This is a genomic window from Corallococcus exiguus (assembly GCF_009909105.1).
GTDB lineage: Bacteria > Myxococcota > Myxococcia > Myxococcales > Myxococcaceae > Corallococcus > Corallococcus exiguus.
In genome coordinates this window covers 62,070-76,392 of sequence record NZ_JAAAPK010000005.1, presented here as the reverse complement: position 1 = coordinate 76,392, position 14,323 = coordinate 62,070, and the positions used below count along the sequence as shown (strand labels likewise).

Genomic DNA, 14,323 nt, shown 5'->3' with positions numbered 1-14,323 from the left:
TGGAGTGTCCGGTCCAGCGTGGCGGGGGCAATCCCTATCAAATCCGCTGGAGCGTTTGACAGACACACTCCGGCGAATCGGTAGGCTTTCTCCGACTCCTCCGGGCTCGCGCAAACGTGAGGCAGCGCGCGGTGGCGGCTTCGTGCGCGACGCAGGAGGCCCCCGGCCTGGCGCGGATGGCACGCCGGGCCGGGGGCCTCGCTTCACTTCCACGTCCGGGGTCGGGGCCTATCGCGAAGCCGGAGCCTCGGGGGCCTGGCGCGGCAGGGCCCACAGCTCGCGCCCGGACTCGGGCGTCCACGCGGAGAAGAAGAGGTGGTCACCCGCGACCGTCAGGTGCGCGGGTGCCGAGGACCGGGTCCCGGGGACCCTGTCCACCAGCCGCTTCGTGCCCCGGGCCGTGCCATCCGTCCTCCACAGCTCCAGGCCGGCGTCGCTGTCCGACGCGGTGAAGAGGAGCGGTCCGCCCGGGCGCAGCGACACCAGGGGACTGGGGGACGTGACGCGAACGGCGGCGTCGGGCGGTGGGGCGCTCTCCACCGGCGTCGTGCCCGCCGTCGTGCCGTCACTCTTCCACAGCGCATAGCCGTTCAAGCCATCCGACGCCCAGAACAGCAGCTGGCCGTTCTGCGCGATGAGGGACGTGGGCCCCCCGATGGTGGGGCCCTGGCTGAACTCGCGCACGACCCCGGAGCTCTGCCCGTCCGTCTTCCAGAGCTTCGGGACGTTGATGCCCGCGCCAAGCGGCAGGAACAGGGTGTCGCCCAGCACCGCGGATTCGTGGCCGGGGACGTTGGTGAAGGGCAGCTCCGCCACGAAGCGCGTCGTCTCCGGCGTTCCCTCCGTGACCCATACCTGGTGGGTCCAGGAGTCCCCCATCAGGTGGAAGTAGACGCGCGAGCCCGCGGGCCAGATGTTCCGGATGGAACCCCAGCCGGGGCCGTTCGCGAAGGAGTGGACGCGCACCGTGCCCTCGCGCGTCCCGTCCGACTTCCACAGCGTGTCGTTCATCGGCGTCCAGACGTCCTGGACCGTCGTGAAGTAGAGCGTGTCCCCCACCGCCCGGAGCACGGGCGGGATGTCGCTGTAGATGCCCCGTCCGATGCGGTCCACCACGCGCAGGGTGCCTTCCACCGTGCCGTCCGTGCGCCACAGCTCCTGCAGGTCCGGGTGCTGCCCACGCACGAACCAGACGTGCTTCCCCGTGGAGACGAGCCGGGGAGCGTTGCCCCCGAGGTCTCCCACCCGCCGCGACTCACTGCCCGCGCGGTCCATCCACCAGAGGGAGGTGCGGTCGCGCCCGTCGAGGAACAGCAGGCCGCCGTTGAGCGGCGTCAGGTGCGTGGGCTCGTGCTCCGAGGTGCGCTCCACCGGCTGCGTTCCCCCGGCCGTCCCGTCCGAGCGCCACAGCGCCCGTCCGGACGGACCGGCGCCCTGGGGGACGGGCACGGTGAAGAAGAGCGTGCCGTCCACGTCCACGACCTCGGTGCTCGCGTCGAAGGAGCCCGCCTGGCCGGCGGTCAGCGGCGCCAGGGTGTCCGTCGTGCCGGGCGTCCCCCGCGTCGCCTGGAGCACGCCCTCCGCGGACGTGAAGAACATCCGGTCCCCGCCCCAGCCGGCCAGCCAGGGCAGGCCCCGCGGATCCGCGGCGCTCACCGGGAGCGTGCCACCGGCGGTGCCATCCGTGCGCCACACCTGGTTTCCCCCGGCGGTGCTGAAGGCGGAGAAGAAGACACCCGAGGGCGTGGCCTGGGGCTTCGCCTCGGCGTCCAGCCGCGCGCCCGGGGGCGTCACGCGCACGGTGCCCTCGGAGGTGCCGTCCGTCTTGAAGAGCACGGTGTCCGTCCCCTCGAGCGCGGTGAACCAGGCGCTGCCCGCGAACGTGGCGGTGAAGACGGGGTGGCTGTCGGCGGCGCCGGGCCGCAGGTCCGCGATGCGGACGGTGCCCTCGGGGGTGCCGTCCGTCTTCCACGGCTCCTGGCCCGCTTCGGCGTCCCAGCCCCGGAAGTAGACCGTGTCCCCGATGACGGTGAGGGGCTCCATCGGCTGCTCCTCCGTGGAGCTGCTCCAGCGCACGGACTTCAGGGAGACCGTCCCCTCCTGCGTCCCGTCCGTGCTCCACAGGGTGAAGGGGCCCGTCTCACTGCCGCGTGCCCAGAAGACGTAGCGGCTGCCCACCCGCGTCATGAGCGTGGGCTCCCAGGGGGCGCTCATGCCCATCACCTGGTGCGTGCCCTGGGCCGTGCCATCCGTCCGCCACAGCTGGGCGCCCCCGTCGAACAGCCGGACGATGAAGTCGAGCGTGCCGCCCTCCCAGACCGGGGCAATCGCGGTGACCCGGTCCGAGAAGCCGTACTCCCCCAGCTGCCAGGTCCCCTGGGGCGTGCCGTCCGAGCGCCACAGGCTGTACGAGTTGCTCCACCACGAGGAGCCGGCCTCGGCCTTCGCCTTGAAGATGAAGACGCCATCGCCCACGGCGACGTTCTGGGCGTGGCTGCCCAGCAGGGTCACCCGCCGGGTGCCCGCGGCGGTGCCGTCCGAGCTCCACAGCGCGTACAGGCCCGGCAGCATCCGGGCGGTGAAGTAGAGCCGGTCTCCCATGCGCACGAGGGACTCGGGGTTGGAGCCTTCGGCGCCGGGCAGCAGGTCGGTCACCATCGCCGTGCCCTCCCGCGTCCCGTCCGTGCTCCAGAGCTCCTTGCCGTGGACGCCGTCGTCCACGCTGAAGAACCAGCGGTTCCCCAGCGGGACGTACCCTTCCGTCCGCGCGGCGGGGAGCGCGGCCAGGAGCCCGGGCGTGACGTCCTTCACCAGGAACGGCGAGGCGATGACCTCCTCGACGGGCTCGGGCTCCTCTTCGACGGGGCCGGGCTCCTCCTTCACCGGCGGCGGCTGCTGCACCACCGGGCCGGGCTCCTCCTTCACCGGCGGATCGCCGGGCTGCGGGAGGGGCTCGTTCGGGCCCTCCTCGGCGGGGAGCGGCTCGGCTCCGGACGCGGGAGCCGGAGACCCGCAACCCGTGCTCGTGCCCAGTGAGAAGAGAAAGACGGCCAACGTGCTCAACGACTGCTTCCAACGCATGACATCCCCCAACAGAGACGCCGGACGCACGGACGGTGGGTGCGTGTCGGCGAGGGATGTGTTGGGACGCTGCCCGCCGGCAACAAGGGCGGCCGCTTCACTTCGGGTCAAAGCGTGGGACAGCGCACGCTCCCGCAAGAAGGGGGGAGCGCGCGGGAAGGGGGACGATTAGGGTACGGGGGCCATGAACGTCCCCTTCGTCATTGAGACCACGCACCGCGGCGAGCGGGCGTACGACCTCTACAGCCGTCTGCTCAAGGACCGCATCATCCTCCTGGGCACGCCCATCAACGACGATGTGGCCAACCTCATCGTCGCCCAGCTGCTGTTCCTGGAGTCCGAGGACCCGGACAAGGGCATCAACCTCTACATCAACTCGCCCGGTGGCTCCGTCACGGCGGCGCTCGCGATGTATGACACGATGCAGTACGTCAAGTGCCCCGTGTCCACCATCTGCGTGGGCCAGGCGGCCTCCGCGGGCGCGCTGCTCCTGCTGGCGGGCTCTAAGGGCAAGCGCTACGCCCTGCCCAACAGCCGCATCATGATCCACCAGCCGCTGGGTGGCGCGCAGGGTCAGGCGACGGACATCGACATCCAGGCGAAGGAGATCCTCCGTCTGCGCACGTACCTCAACGGCCTGTTCGTGAAGCACACGGGCCACACCATCGAGCGCATCGAGAAGGACACCGAGCGCGACTACTTCATGAGCGCCGAGGAGGCCCGGCAGTACGGCCTCATCGACGAGGTCGTGGAGCGCGCCTCGGGCGTGCCGGCGCCCAAGTAGCTTCCATTCCAGCGGGACCGGAGGAGCAGGCCCCGTGCCGCTGCTCCGGGCAGGCATTCGATGGGTGGCGGCTTCGCAAGCCGTCCCTCGGTGCAGCTTGACGGGGGTGTGCCCAATGTTGGGGCATGCTGCCCCGCCTCCTTGCCGCTGCTCTGCTGCCTGCCTTCCTGGCGGGTGTGGGTTGTGCCACCGGTCCCACGGGCCGCCTTCCCGTTCCCCCCAGCTCCCAGCCGGTCCAGGAGGAGTTGGGGGAGCGCAATGTCGTCGACGCGGGCGCGGAGTACGCCCGGCAGAGCGGCATGGTGCTGGCGGAAGCGGGCGAGGCGGTGCGGATCCGCCCCAACTACTGGCGGGTCCGCTTCGCGCTCCCGGAGGAGGGCTCCGGGAAGTTCCTGGAGGTGGACTTCGACGAGCTGGCGCAGCGCGTGACGGGGTCGAGGCTCATCGACATCAACCCCTCCTTGCTGCCCCTCCCCAGGACCTCCCTGCCCAGCGAATCGAGCCCCGCGACGGGCGGCTCGGGCCCCCAGTGATGGCTACGGCAGCCGCGTGACGCGGTCGAGCGCCGGGGCCGGGAGCGGCGTGGCCTCCGAGCTCTTCGCGGTGAGGTAGGCCTCCAGCGCATCCGAGTCCACCGCGCCGCCCAGCGGGTTCGTGCCCTCCGTGAGGACGGTGAAGCCGTCGCCGCCGGGGGCGAGGAAGCTGTTCACGGTGACGCGGTAGCTGGCGGCCGGGTCGATGGCCACGCCGTTGAGCTGGATGCTGGCGGGGTCGATTTTGGCGCCCGCGGGCGCGGACGCGCTGAACGCATACGTGAAGCCCGCGGAGGGGTGGAGGATGCGGGGGCTGGCGAGCTGGAACTGCTGCTCCATCAAGCGCTCAATCTGCGCGCCGGTCAGCGTCAGGGTGACCAGGCTGTTGCCGAAGGGCTGCACGGTGAAGGCCTCGCCGTAGGTGACGGCGCCCTTGTCGTTGGGGTCAGCCGGGTCGCGCAGCAGGTCCGCGCGCACGCCACCCGGGTTCATGAAGGCAATCTGGGCGCCGCCCACGGTCGCGCCCTTGGTGGCCTCCAGCTGCGCGTCCGCGATGACGAAGCCCATGGTGGACTGGCCGGTGGGGTCCAGCTGGATGTTGCCGCGAATGAGCGTCTGGTCGATGTAGCCGATGACGCGGTTCTCCAGCGGCGTGGTGAGGCCCTTGTAGCGGGTGATGAGCTCCGCGACCTCCGGGTCGGGCGTCACGGTGCGGGTGACGATGACGTTCTGGGCCTGGGCCTTCACGACCTGACCCGTGGCCGCGTCCAGCGTCACGTCGATGTCCGTGACGAGCCGGCCCACCGACGCGGCACTGGTGACGAGCTTGCCGCTCAGCGTGCAGTTGTAGGCCTGGTGCGTGTGGCCGCTGACGATGATGCTCACGGCCGGGTCCAGCTTCGACGCGATCTCCACGATGGGGCCGGTGAAGCCCTTGCACTCGTTGTAGAGCGAGTCGATGCCGGGCGTTCCACCCTCGTGCACGATGACGACGATGGCGTTCACGCCCTGCGCCTTGAGCTCCGGGACGAGCGCGTTGACGGTCTCCACCTCGTCCTTGAACTCCAGGCCGCGGATGCCCGTGGGGGTGACGATGTTCGGCGTGCCCTCCAGGGTCATGCCGATGAAGGCCATCTTCACGCCTTCGAAGGTGCGCACGTCGTAGCGCGGGAGGAGGGTGCTGTTCGCGCCGGTGGCGACGTTGGCCGCGAGGATCTTGAACTTCGCGCCGGTGAAGCCGGTGCCGTCCTGGCAGCCGTCCACCGGGTGGCAGCCGCCGGACTGCATGCGCAAGAGCTCCGTGCCGCCCTCGTCGAACTCGTGGTTGCCCACGGCGCTGATGTCCAGGCCGATGTCGTTCATGGCCTCGATGGTGGGCTCGTCGTGGAAGAGCGCGGAGAGCAGCGGCGTGGCGCCGATGAGGTCACCCGCGGACACCACGATGGAGTTCGGGTTCTTCGCGCGCAGGTCCGCGATGTAGCGGCCGAGGTACACGGCGCCGCCCGCGTTCACTCGGGTGGTGGTGTCCACGCCGCCGTCCGCCAGCAGGGCCTGGTGAATCTGTCCGCCGGTGCCGGCCGCGGGCTCCAGCTGCCCGTGGAAGTCGTTGAAGGCGATGATCTTCACGGCGACGGTGGTGCCGCCGTCGTCGGTGCCCGCGTCGGTGTCGCCGGTGCCCGCGTCGGTGTTGTTGGCCGGGGGTGGGAAGGTGACGGCCTGGCAGACGTGGTCCACGCAGGTCCAGCCCTGGCCTTCCGGCGCGGGGTTCTGCTCCTGGCAGTCGAAGGCGTTGGTGCACTCGTTGTTGCCGCAGCCGCCGTGGAAGGCGAGCAGCAGGCCGGTGACGAAGGCGCCGGCGAGGAGGAAGACGCTGGGACGCGCGACATCACGCGTGCGGGGGACAGAAGGCTGCATATCGAGACGGCTCCTGGGACAGGGAGGCGGTAGGCCCGGCGAGGCGCGGGGACCCTGGCATCGTCTCGTGGCGCGGAGGTGGGGGCGGGGTTCCGAATGCGTGTCGTCCCGTCGGATGTGACGTGGCCGACACAGGGCGCGGGCTCAGGAGTGCGCGGGCTCCCGGCACATCACCAGCTCCGCGGCGCCGCCCACCGCGCCCCAGAGCACCGCCTCCTGGTCGAACAGGCGGCCGAAGCGCAGGGCTTCGTCGCGGGACAGGCCGGGGACGAAGAGGCTCTCTTCGAACCAGCGGCGGTCCTCCGCCACGCCCACGGCGGACACGCTCGGGTGGCCCCGGGCTTCGAGCAGCGCGAGCAGCCGTTGCTGGAGGCGCGCGTTGGTGCGGAGCGGACGCGCGTGCGCGCGCGGGTTCCACGCGGTGAGGAAGGCCCAGGTGGTGAAGCGGTGCGCGGTGAGCGCGGCGTCGAGCTCCGGATGCAAGGCATCCACGCGCAGCACGTGCTTGCGGTCGCCGACGAGCGGATGCGGTCGCACGACGTAGCCCGTATCCTTGAAGGCCCCGTGCAGCGCGGCCCGCCGTGCGTCACTCATGCGGAATCGCGACCGCGGCTCCCGTGCCCTGTGGACTGGGGACAGGAGTGACCACCGTCGCTGGGACGGCGGGCTGCGTCCCCGCGCCTTGCGGAGCCGGCGACGGAGGATCCGCGCTCGGCGGAGCGGCTGGCGGAGTCGCGGCGGTCGGATTCGCGCCCTGCGGAGCCGCGGGCGGCGCGGGAGGATTCACGCTCGGCGCTGCTGGTGTCTTCGGGGTCGCCTGCTTCGCGGCTTGCGGACTCACGGCCGCGGGCACCGGGAGCAACGGCAGCGCCGGGTGTCCTTCCCGCAGCTTGGGTGGAATCTGGCTGGCCACGATGGGCGATTCCTCCGCCGTCTTCCACGGACGGTCGGGCCACCAACGCTCCACGGGCGGCGGCGTCAGCGCGAGGAAGTCCTGCCCGGGCCGGGGCGTGGTGATGCCCACGCCGTCGTGCTTCGCGGCCACGAGCGAGCGCTCAACCGGCTCCGTCCAGCCATGGTACGCCAGCGTCACCAGCCCCCAGTGCACCGGCAGCATCAACCGGCCCTGCACCAGCCGGTGGGCCAGCACCGCCTGCTCCGGCCCCAGGTGCCAGTCCGGCCAGCCTGCGCCGTACTGGCCCGTCTCAATCATCGTCAAATCGAACGGCCCCAGCTTCGCGCCAATCTCCTCCATGGCGGGGAACAGGCCCGTGTCGCCGGAGTAGTAGACGCGGTGCTTGGAGCCCACCAGCGCCCAGCCCGCCCACAGCGTCTTGTTCTGCTGGAGGAACCGGCCCGATGCATGCCGTGCGGGCGTGCACACGATGTCCAGCCCCTTCACCTTCGTGCGCTCCCACCAGTCCAGCTCCACGATGCGGTTGGCCGGCACGCCCCAGTATTCCAGGTGCGAGCCCACGCCCAGCGGCACCACGAACGTGGTGTCCCAGTCCTTCATCGCGTCGATGGTGGCGAAGTCCAGGTGGTCATAGTGGTCGTGGGAGATGACCACCGCGTCGATGGGCGGCAGTTCGTTCAGCGCGATGGGCGCGGGGAACCAGCGCTTCGGGCCAATCCACCCCAGCGGTGACGTGCGCTCGCCCCACACGGGGTCGGTGAGCACGCGGTGCCCGTCCACCTCCACCAGCGTGGACGAGTGCCCCAGCCAGGTGACGCGCAGTCCGTCCTCGGGCGGCGTGGCGAAGCGCTTTGGGTCGATGCGGTCCACCACCACCGGCATCCGGGGCGAGCTATCCGGGCTCGAGTGGAACAGGTCCGACAGCGTCCGCTCCCAGTTGTTCAGGATGGGCTGCGGGTTCTCGAAGCTTCCGTCCAGCCACTGTGGCGAGCGCTTCATCCGCTCCAGCCGTGCTCCTTCCGGCACCTCGCCGAACGAACGCCAGCCGTCGATGACGACGACCAGCAGGAACGCACCCAGCAGGAGCAGGCCCCATCCGAACAGGCGCAACAACCTGCCGCCCCAGGACGGCCGCTGGCCGTGGGAGGGAAAGGCCGTGCGGAAGGCCTTCTGTCGGGCCTTGTCCGCGGCCCGCATGGGTCCCGCGTTCATCCTCATCCCCGGACCCTGATGGGTCCGGTGCGTAGGTGTCAATGGGGAGACATCCCGCTACGCCCCGGTTTTTCCTGACTCCAGCGGCGTCGAGCCCGACCCGTGGCCGTTTGGCGTGTCCCGGGTCGGGACGCTTCAGGATTCGGGCGGCACGACCTTGAACCCGCGCTGGAGCAGCGGATCCAGCCGGTCCGTGAGGTCCCACGACTCCACCAGCCGGCCCTCACGCAGCCGGTACAGCGAGTCCCCGTGGAACGTGAGCGGGCGGGACTTGCCGTCCGCGGTGGGCGGGCCCTGGGTGTCCGTGCCCGTCGCGCGCCAGCGCACCATCACCCAGTCGTCCTCCGCCATCACGTGGAGCAGTTCGAACCTCAGGTCCGGGAAGAGGGTGAACCCGGCTTCCGCCTGGGTGCGCACCACCTCCGGGCCGCGGAGGTCCTGGGGGGCGCCCTCGGAGCGGTCCACGTAGTCGGCCGCGATGTACTCCGGGAGGCGCTCCAGGCGCTTCTGGTTGTAGATCTCCTCGGTGAACAGGCGGGCGCGTTCCTTGTTGGATTCGCCCATCTGACGGGCCCGTTCCGCCGGGGACACCGTCGCGCAACCGGTGAGCCCCACGAGCCCCAACACCACCCACGACGCACAGGTCCTCATGACGCGCGGGAATCTGCCGGGCCCGCACGGGCGCTGTCAGCCGCCGTGTCGTCGAACCGTTCACCGCCGGGCGCCAGCCGCCCCAGGCCGATGGGCGCCGCCAGGCAGGTGTCGGGAATCCCGAACGCGTCCACCAGCCCCACGGCATCCGGCCGCAGCTCCTCGCACAGCTTCACGCGCTCCTTGCGGATGGCCTGGGCCTTGGGGGCCGTGAGCCAGCCGTGCTCCAGGAACCAGCCGCTGGCGGACTCCAGGCAGGACAGGCCGAAGAGGTCCGCCATGCGCCCCAGCACCGGCTTGAGCGCTTCGTCCTTCACGTCCGCCACGCCGCGCAGGAACTGCTCCAGCACGATGCGCTCCACGCTCGCGTGCGCCAGGGCCAGCAGGTGCGCCTGCACCTGGTTGAAGGCCTCGAAGGCCTCCACGCCCGCGGTGAGGCGCTTGCGGATGCGCTTGGACACCGACGCGAGCAGCGCCTCCTCGCGGAAGCGCAGGGCGCGCAGCTGGAAGTCACTGTCGCGCAGGTGGTCGGTGTCCGTGCGCCGGCCGGCGATGGGGTTGCGGTCCGTGAACACCGTGGCGGCCTGATCCACGATGAGGCGGAGCACCGCGAAGACGCGGTCGTCCTCGAAGCGCTGGCGGTAGCCCGTGAGCAGGCCCTTGGCGACCAGCTGCATGAGCACGGTGTTGTCGCCCTCGAAGGTCGTGAACACGTCCGTATCCGCCTTGAGTGACGCGAACCGGTTCGCGGTGAGGTAGCCCTGGCCCCCGCACGCCTCGCGGCACTCCTGGATGGTGGCGGTGGCGTTCCACGACGCGTAGGCCTTGAGGCCCGCGGCGAGCGCCTCGATTTCGCGCGCGTCGTCTTCCGTGCGGTGGACGTAGCGGTCCACCAGGTACTCCAGCGCGAAGTCCACCGCGTACGCCTTGGCGACGAGCGGCAAGAGCCGCAGCTGGTGCACCTGGTGGTCCAGCAGGCGGACTTCAGGAGCGCCCTGGGGGCCGAACTGGCGGCGCAGGTCGCCGTAGCGCACGGCGATGGTCAGCGCGCTCTTGGTCGCGCTCAACGACGCGCACGCCACGCTCACGCGGCCCGCCACCAGCGCGCCCAGCATGGTGAAGAAGCGCTTGGAGTCGCCGGTGATGGAGGAGGTGTACTCTCCGGCCTCCGTCACCTGTCCGTAGCGGTCGAGCAGGTTGTCGCGCGGCACGCGCACGTGGTCGAACCACAGCCGGCCGTTGTCCACGCCGTTGAGGCCCATCTTCTCGCCGCAGTCCTCGATGCGGATGTTCGGCAGCACCTTGCCGTGTTCATCGCGCAGCGGGACGAGCAGCGCGTGCACGCCCAGCCGTTCGCCATCCACCTCCAGCTGCGCGAACACGGTGGCGATGCGCGCGTGGCGGGCGGCGTTGCCAATCCACTCCTTGCGCGCGGTCTCCGACGGCGTGTGGATGACGAACTCGCTCGTGGCCGCGTCGTAGCGGGCCACCGTCTCGCAGTCGCGCACGTTGGAGCCGTGGCCCAGCTCGCTCATCGCGAAGCAGCCGGGCAGCTCCAGCGAGGCGACCCGGGGCAGGTACTGCTGGTGGTGTCGCTTGGTGCCCAGGAACAGGATGCTGGAGCCGAACAGGCCGAAGTGCACACCCGCCTTGATGACGAGGCTCAGGTCGAAGAAGGCCATCGTCTCGAACGCGGCGATGAACGCGCCCAGGTCGCCGCCGCCCTCGCGGCCCTTGGGGAAGGCGAGCTGTCCCAGGCCGTCATTGGCCAGGTGCTTGAGCCAGTCGAAGACCTGGTCGCGGTAGGCGGTGGTGCCGAGCCCTTCCTTGTAGCGGAAGTCCGCGTCCTCCAGCCAACCGCGCACCTGCCGGCGCACGTTCGCGTAGGTGCGATCCAGCACGGCCGTCATCGCGGTCGGGTCGAAGGACGACGTGTGCGAGCGGGGCTCCGCGTGCGGAACGCGCGACGCCCTGGGCACCAGCGAGCGCACCGCCTCCTTGCCGTCCACGCCCAGGGTGGCCTCGATGGAGGCCAGGGCCTTGGCCAGCTCGGCGGGCGGGATGCTCAGGGGCGCTTCACCCGCGAGCGCCTGGGCCAGCTGCACGCCCAGCTCCGCCAGGTTCTGCTGCTGGCTGGTGGCCAGCTTCTCCGCGGTGGCGCGGATGTGTTCACGCACGAGGGCCAGCTCGCGGGGCGGGGGCGGACGCAGCGGATCCACCCAGAGGGCCAGGACGGAGCTGGACTTGAGGTCCAACCAGGGCTGGGCGCGGGCGGCGGAGCCCAGGGCGCGGAGTTCGTCGCCCGTCAGCTCGCCGTCCGTCCAGGCGACGTACAGCATGGGGACCAGCGGGGCGAGGCTGGACAGGGACAGCAGCTCCCGGGCGGAGGGGCGAGATGGGGCGTCGAGCATGCGGACTCTCCAGGCGAGGGAACGGAACCCGGGCAGTGTCGCCACGCTGAAAGGCTCCGGCAACGACGGAATGGGGTCTTGTTCACCGGCCGGTGCAGGAGGTGGGCGGTGACTCCCGGGGGAGGGCAGGCGTCCCTACGTTGCCAGGACCATGAGCGAGCTGATGGACGAGTTGCTGCCCCAGCCGGGGGCGCATGGGTTCGACGGCGGCGACGAGACGCGCAAGCACGAGATGCAGGGCCCGTTCGAATTGCCACCGGGACCGGAGGGCTTCTCGTTCGCGCTCTATCAGTCCACGGGCGTGGGGCTGTCGCCCGGGCACCGGATGCACCTGTTGGAGAACAGCCAGGTCTTCGACCGGATGCTGGAGGACATCCGCGCGGCGAAGCACAGCGTGCACATGCTCGTCTACATCTGGCGGCCGTGCGAGCTGTCGGACCGGTTCGTGGAGGCGCTGATTGAACGCTCGCGCGCGGGCGTGCAGTGCCGCGTGGTGGTGGATCCGGTGGGAAGCGAGGAGACGACCGGGGACAAGGACTTTGATCAGCAGATCGAGAAGCGCCTGACGGACGCGGGCGTGGAGGTGCACTACTACCGGCTGCTGGCGGGCAAGGTGCTGGGGCGGTTGTTGAGCCGGTCGCACCAGAAGATCGTCGTGGTGGACGGGCGCATCGCGTACACGGGCGGCTTCGGCATCTGGAAGGTGTGGGAGGGGGACGGGCTGAAGGAGGACAACTGGCGTGACACGCACATCCGGGTGGAGGGGCCGGAGGTGCGGCGCATCCAGGTGACGTTCTCCAAGCACTGGATTGAGTCGGGCGGAGGGTTCCTGCCGCGCGAGTGCTTCCCGGAGCTGAAAGCGGATGGAGGCGGATGCGCGGCGTTCATCGACAGCGCCGGGCGGTTGGGCATCACCGAGGCGGAGCGGATGGTGCGGTTGGTGGTGGCCTCGGCGACGAAGCGGCTGTGGATCGCCAACGCGTACTTCACGCCGCCCAACGACATCCTGGAGCAGCTGGAGGTGAAGGTCCGGCAGGGCGTGGACGTGCGGGTGATGGGTCCGGGGCCGATGCACGACGTGCCGGTGGTGCGCGCGTCACAGCGGTCCACGTACGAGCGGCTGTTGGCTGCGGGGGTGCGCATCTGGGAGTACCAGCCGGCGATGCTGCACTCGAAGACGATGCTGGTGGATGACTGGCTGTGCGTCGTGGGCTCCACGAACCTGGATTCGCTGTCGCTCAACAAGTTGAGCGAAGGCTCGCTGGTGTTCGAGGACCGGGAGGTTGCTTCGAAGTTGGAGGCGTGCTGGGAGAAGGACGTGCGGCACTCGAAGGAGATCTCGCTGGAGAACGGCGGCCGGACGAACCCGTGGCGGAGGTTCGCGCGGCGGGCCACGCAGTGGGCGGGGCACGACCGGTAGGCTTCAGCGGTGGGAGGTGACGCCCTCCTGCCGGCAGTAGGGGAGCACGGGGCAGGTGGAGCACTTCGGGCGGGAGCCGGTGCACACGTGTTTGCCGAAGGGGACGAGGAGCCGGTTGAGCTCCACCCAGTAGGGGCGAGGGAGCACGGCTTCGAGCGCGGCGAGGGTGCGCTCCGGAGTGGAGGCCTTCACGTAGCCCCAGCGGTTGGTGACGCGGTGGACATGGATGTCCACGCTGATGACTTCGTGGCCGCAAGCGATGCCGAGCGCCAGGTGCGCGCACTTGGGGCCCACGCCCTTGAAGGACTGGAGCACATCCGGCTCCGCGGGGAGTTCACCATGGAACTCGTCACGCGTGCGCACGGCGATGGCGTGGACCTGATGGGCCTTGCCTTCGTGGAAGGTGACGGGGCGGATGAGGGCGTCGATTTCCGCTGGGGTGAGGCGTGAAAGGGCTTCGGGCGTGTGCGCGCGGCCGAGGAGGCGGAGGGATGCGGGGAGACTGACTTCATCGAGCGTGCGGATGGAGAGGATGCACGCGATGAGCTGTTCGAAGAGGGAGCCGTGGCCTTTCGCGGCGAGCTCGAACATGGCGGCGTCCGCGAAGGAGCGGACTTCGTGACGCACGCGGCGGAGGACCTCTTCGATGTCGAACGGGAGCTTGTCCGTGTCTGACGGAGCGGCGTGCGCGGTGCGGGCGCTCTGTGCACGCGGGGCACGCCGTGGACCTGTCGTCGTGGACCGGGACTGCTTCTTGACCGCCATGCGGGCCTCCTGACCTGGGAAGTTGGGTCCGGAGGACGTGACTGGCCGGGCGCACTTGCCGGGCTGGTGGGCGGTCAGGCTGGAGGGGTGAGGTTCATCGCGTACCAACGGTCGCAGCCGAAGTGGCCGGTGCGGCCCATGGGGGCGCTCAGCGGTTCGAAGCCGACCTTGCGGTAGAGCTTCTGGGCTTGATCCATTCCCGCCAGCGTCTCCAGGTAGCACTGCCGGAAGCCGGCGCTTCTCGCGAAGTCCAGACAGTGTCTCAACAAGCGCTCGCCCACGCCGTGGCCCCGGGCCTTGGGCAGGAAGTACATCTTGCGCAGCTCGCAGACGTCCGGCGCTCCTCCGTCCAGCGGCGCGATGCCCGCGCCTCCCACCACCTGGCCCCCATGCTCCACCACGAAATACACGTGCCGGGGACGGCTGTAGGCCGCGGTCATCGCGTCCACTTCCGGGTCGTGGATCGCGAACCCCGGGCCGTCCGCTCCGAACTCCGGCATCACCGCTCGGATGACCGCCGCCACTGCCGTGTCGTCCCGGGCCTCGATGGGCCTCAACGTCAGTTCCGTGCTCATGACCTCCACGGTCCCATGAGTCACGACCGCCGGCCAGCGGCGACGGGTGTGCACCTGTGCA

Annotated in this window: 11 protein-coding genes; 3 read left to right on the top strand and 8 right to left on the bottom strand. The window is 70.5% G+C overall.

Annotated features, from left to right (window positions below; translation table 11 throughout):
- Positions 1-228: 228 nt before the first annotated feature.
- On the bottom strand, positions 229-3,081 hold the full coding sequence (locus tag GTZ93_RS20430; protein WP_139916566.1) for an ELWxxDGT repeat protein: 2,853 nt from the start codon (positions 3,079-3,081) through the stop codon (positions 229-231).
- A gap of 184 nt (positions 3,082-3,265) precedes the next feature.
- On the opposite strand from GTZ93_RS20430, the gene clpP reads away from it, so the two are divergent.
- Positions 3,266-3,865, top strand: coding sequence for an ATP-dependent Clp endopeptidase proteolytic subunit ClpP (gene clpP, locus GTZ93_RS20425; protein WP_014399808.1), 600 nt, complete (start codon positions 3,266-3,268; stop codon positions 3,863-3,865).
- 125 nt (positions 3,866-3,990) lie between these two features.
- Positions 3,991-4,398, top strand: a complete 408-nt coding sequence (locus GTZ93_RS20420) for a hypothetical protein (RefSeq protein WP_120575286.1) — start codon at positions 3,991-3,993, stop codon at positions 4,396-4,398.
- Positions 4,399-4,401: 3 nt separating this feature from the next.
- Here GTZ93_RS20420 and GTZ93_RS20415 read toward each other — a convergent pair whose 3' ends face one another.
- The 5 genes from GTZ93_RS20415 to GTZ93_RS20395 all read right to left on the bottom strand — a co-directional run bounded on the left by GTZ93_RS20415 (position 4,402) and on the right by GTZ93_RS20395 (position 11,502).
- Positions 4,402-6,312 (bottom strand): bifunctional metallophosphatase/5'-nucleotidase, encoded by a 1,911-nt coding sequence (locus GTZ93_RS20415; RefSeq protein WP_139915702.1) that lies wholly within the window; start codon positions 6,310-6,312, stop codon positions 4,402-4,404.
- A 144-nt stretch (positions 6,313-6,456) separates the two neighbouring features.
- Positions 6,457-6,906 carry a DUF3293 domain-containing protein gene (locus tag GTZ93_RS20410; RefSeq protein WP_139915703.1) on the bottom strand — a complete coding sequence of 150 codons (450 nt, stop codon included), beginning with the start codon at positions 6,904-6,906 and terminating at the stop codon, positions 6,457-6,459.
- Positions 6,899-8,440: an MBL fold metallo-hydrolase gene (locus tag GTZ93_RS20405; protein ID WP_276528789.1), complete on the bottom strand. Its 1,542-nt coding sequence runs from the start codon at positions 8,438-8,440 to the stop codon at positions 6,899-6,901. Before GTZ93_RS20405 ends, GTZ93_RS20410 begins: the two co-directional genes overlap by 8 nt.
- 135 nt (positions 8,441-8,575) lie before the next feature.
- Positions 8,576-9,091 carry an ester cyclase gene (locus tag GTZ93_RS20400; protein WP_120575283.1) on the bottom strand — a complete coding sequence of 172 codons (516 nt, stop codon included), beginning with the start codon at positions 9,089-9,091 and terminating at the stop codon, positions 8,576-8,578.
- Positions 9,088-11,502, bottom strand: a complete 2,415-nt coding sequence (locus tag GTZ93_RS20395; RefSeq protein ID WP_139915704.1) for an acyl-CoA dehydrogenase family protein — start codon at positions 11,500-11,502, stop codon at positions 9,088-9,090. Before GTZ93_RS20395 ends, GTZ93_RS20400 begins: the two co-directional genes overlap by 4 nt.
- A 151-nt stretch (positions 11,503-11,653) precedes the next feature.
- On the opposite strand from GTZ93_RS20395, the gene GTZ93_RS20390 reads away from it, so the two are divergent.
- Complete coding sequence (locus GTZ93_RS20390; RefSeq protein WP_139915705.1) at positions 11,654-12,922, top strand: phospholipase D-like domain-containing protein; 1,269 nt, start codon at positions 11,654-11,656, stop codon at positions 12,920-12,922.
- A gap of 3 nt (positions 12,923-12,925) precedes the next feature.
- On the opposite strand, the gene GTZ93_RS20385 is transcribed toward GTZ93_RS20390, so the two are convergent.
- Together GTZ93_RS20385 and GTZ93_RS20380 are read right to left on the bottom strand one after the other, a co-directional pair.
- Positions 12,926-13,687 carry an endonuclease III domain-containing protein gene (locus tag GTZ93_RS20385; RefSeq protein WP_139915706.1) on the bottom strand — a complete coding sequence of 254 codons (762 nt, stop codon included), beginning with the start codon at positions 13,685-13,687 and terminating at the stop codon, positions 12,926-12,928.
- A 74-nt stretch (positions 13,688-13,761) separates the two neighbouring features.
- Positions 13,762-14,262: a GNAT family N-acetyltransferase gene (locus GTZ93_RS20380; RefSeq protein WP_139915707.1), complete on the bottom strand. Its 501-nt coding sequence runs from the start codon at positions 14,260-14,262 to the stop codon at positions 13,762-13,764.
- Positions 14,263-14,323 lie beyond the last annotated feature (61 nt).

Coding starts and splice junctions, on each gene's coding strand:
- GTZ93_RS20430 (WP_139916566.1), bottom strand. CDS start 3,081: ATGCGTTGGAAGCAGTCGTTGAGCACGTTGGCCGTCTTTCTCTTCTCA.
- clpP (WP_014399808.1), top strand. CDS start 3,266: ATGAACGTCCCCTTCGTCATTGAGACCACGCACCGCGGCGAGCGGGCG.
- GTZ93_RS20420 (WP_120575286.1), top strand. CDS start 3,991: ATGCTGCCCCGCCTCCTTGCCGCTGCTCTGCTGCCTGCCTTCCTGGCG.
- GTZ93_RS20415 (WP_139915702.1), bottom strand. CDS start 6,312: ATGCAGCCTTCTGTCCCCCGCACGCGTGATGTCGCGCGTCCCAGCGTC.
- GTZ93_RS20410 (WP_139915703.1), bottom strand. CDS start 6,906: ATGAGTGACGCACGGCGGGCCGCGCTGCACGGGGCCTTCAAGGATACG.
- GTZ93_RS20405 (WP_276528789.1), bottom strand. CDS start 8,440: ATGAACGCGGGACCCATGCGGGCCGCGGACAAGGCCCGACAGAAGGCC.
- GTZ93_RS20400 (WP_120575283.1), bottom strand. CDS start 9,091: ATGAGGACCTGTGCGTCGTGGGTGGTGTTGGGGCTCGTGGGGCTCACC.
- GTZ93_RS20395 (WP_139915704.1), bottom strand. CDS start 11,502: ATGCTCGACGCCCCATCTCGCCCCTCCGCCCGGGAGCTGCTGTCCCTG.
- GTZ93_RS20390 (WP_139915705.1), top strand. CDS start 11,654: ATGAGCGAGCTGATGGACGAGTTGCTGCCCCAGCCGGGGGCGCATGGG.
- GTZ93_RS20385 (WP_139915706.1), bottom strand. CDS start 13,687: ATGGCGGTCAAGAAGCAGTCCCGGTCCACGACGACAGGTCCACGGCGT.
- GTZ93_RS20380 (WP_139915707.1), bottom strand. CDS start 14,262: ATGAGCACGGAACTGACGTTGAGGCCCATCGAGGCCCGGGACGACACG.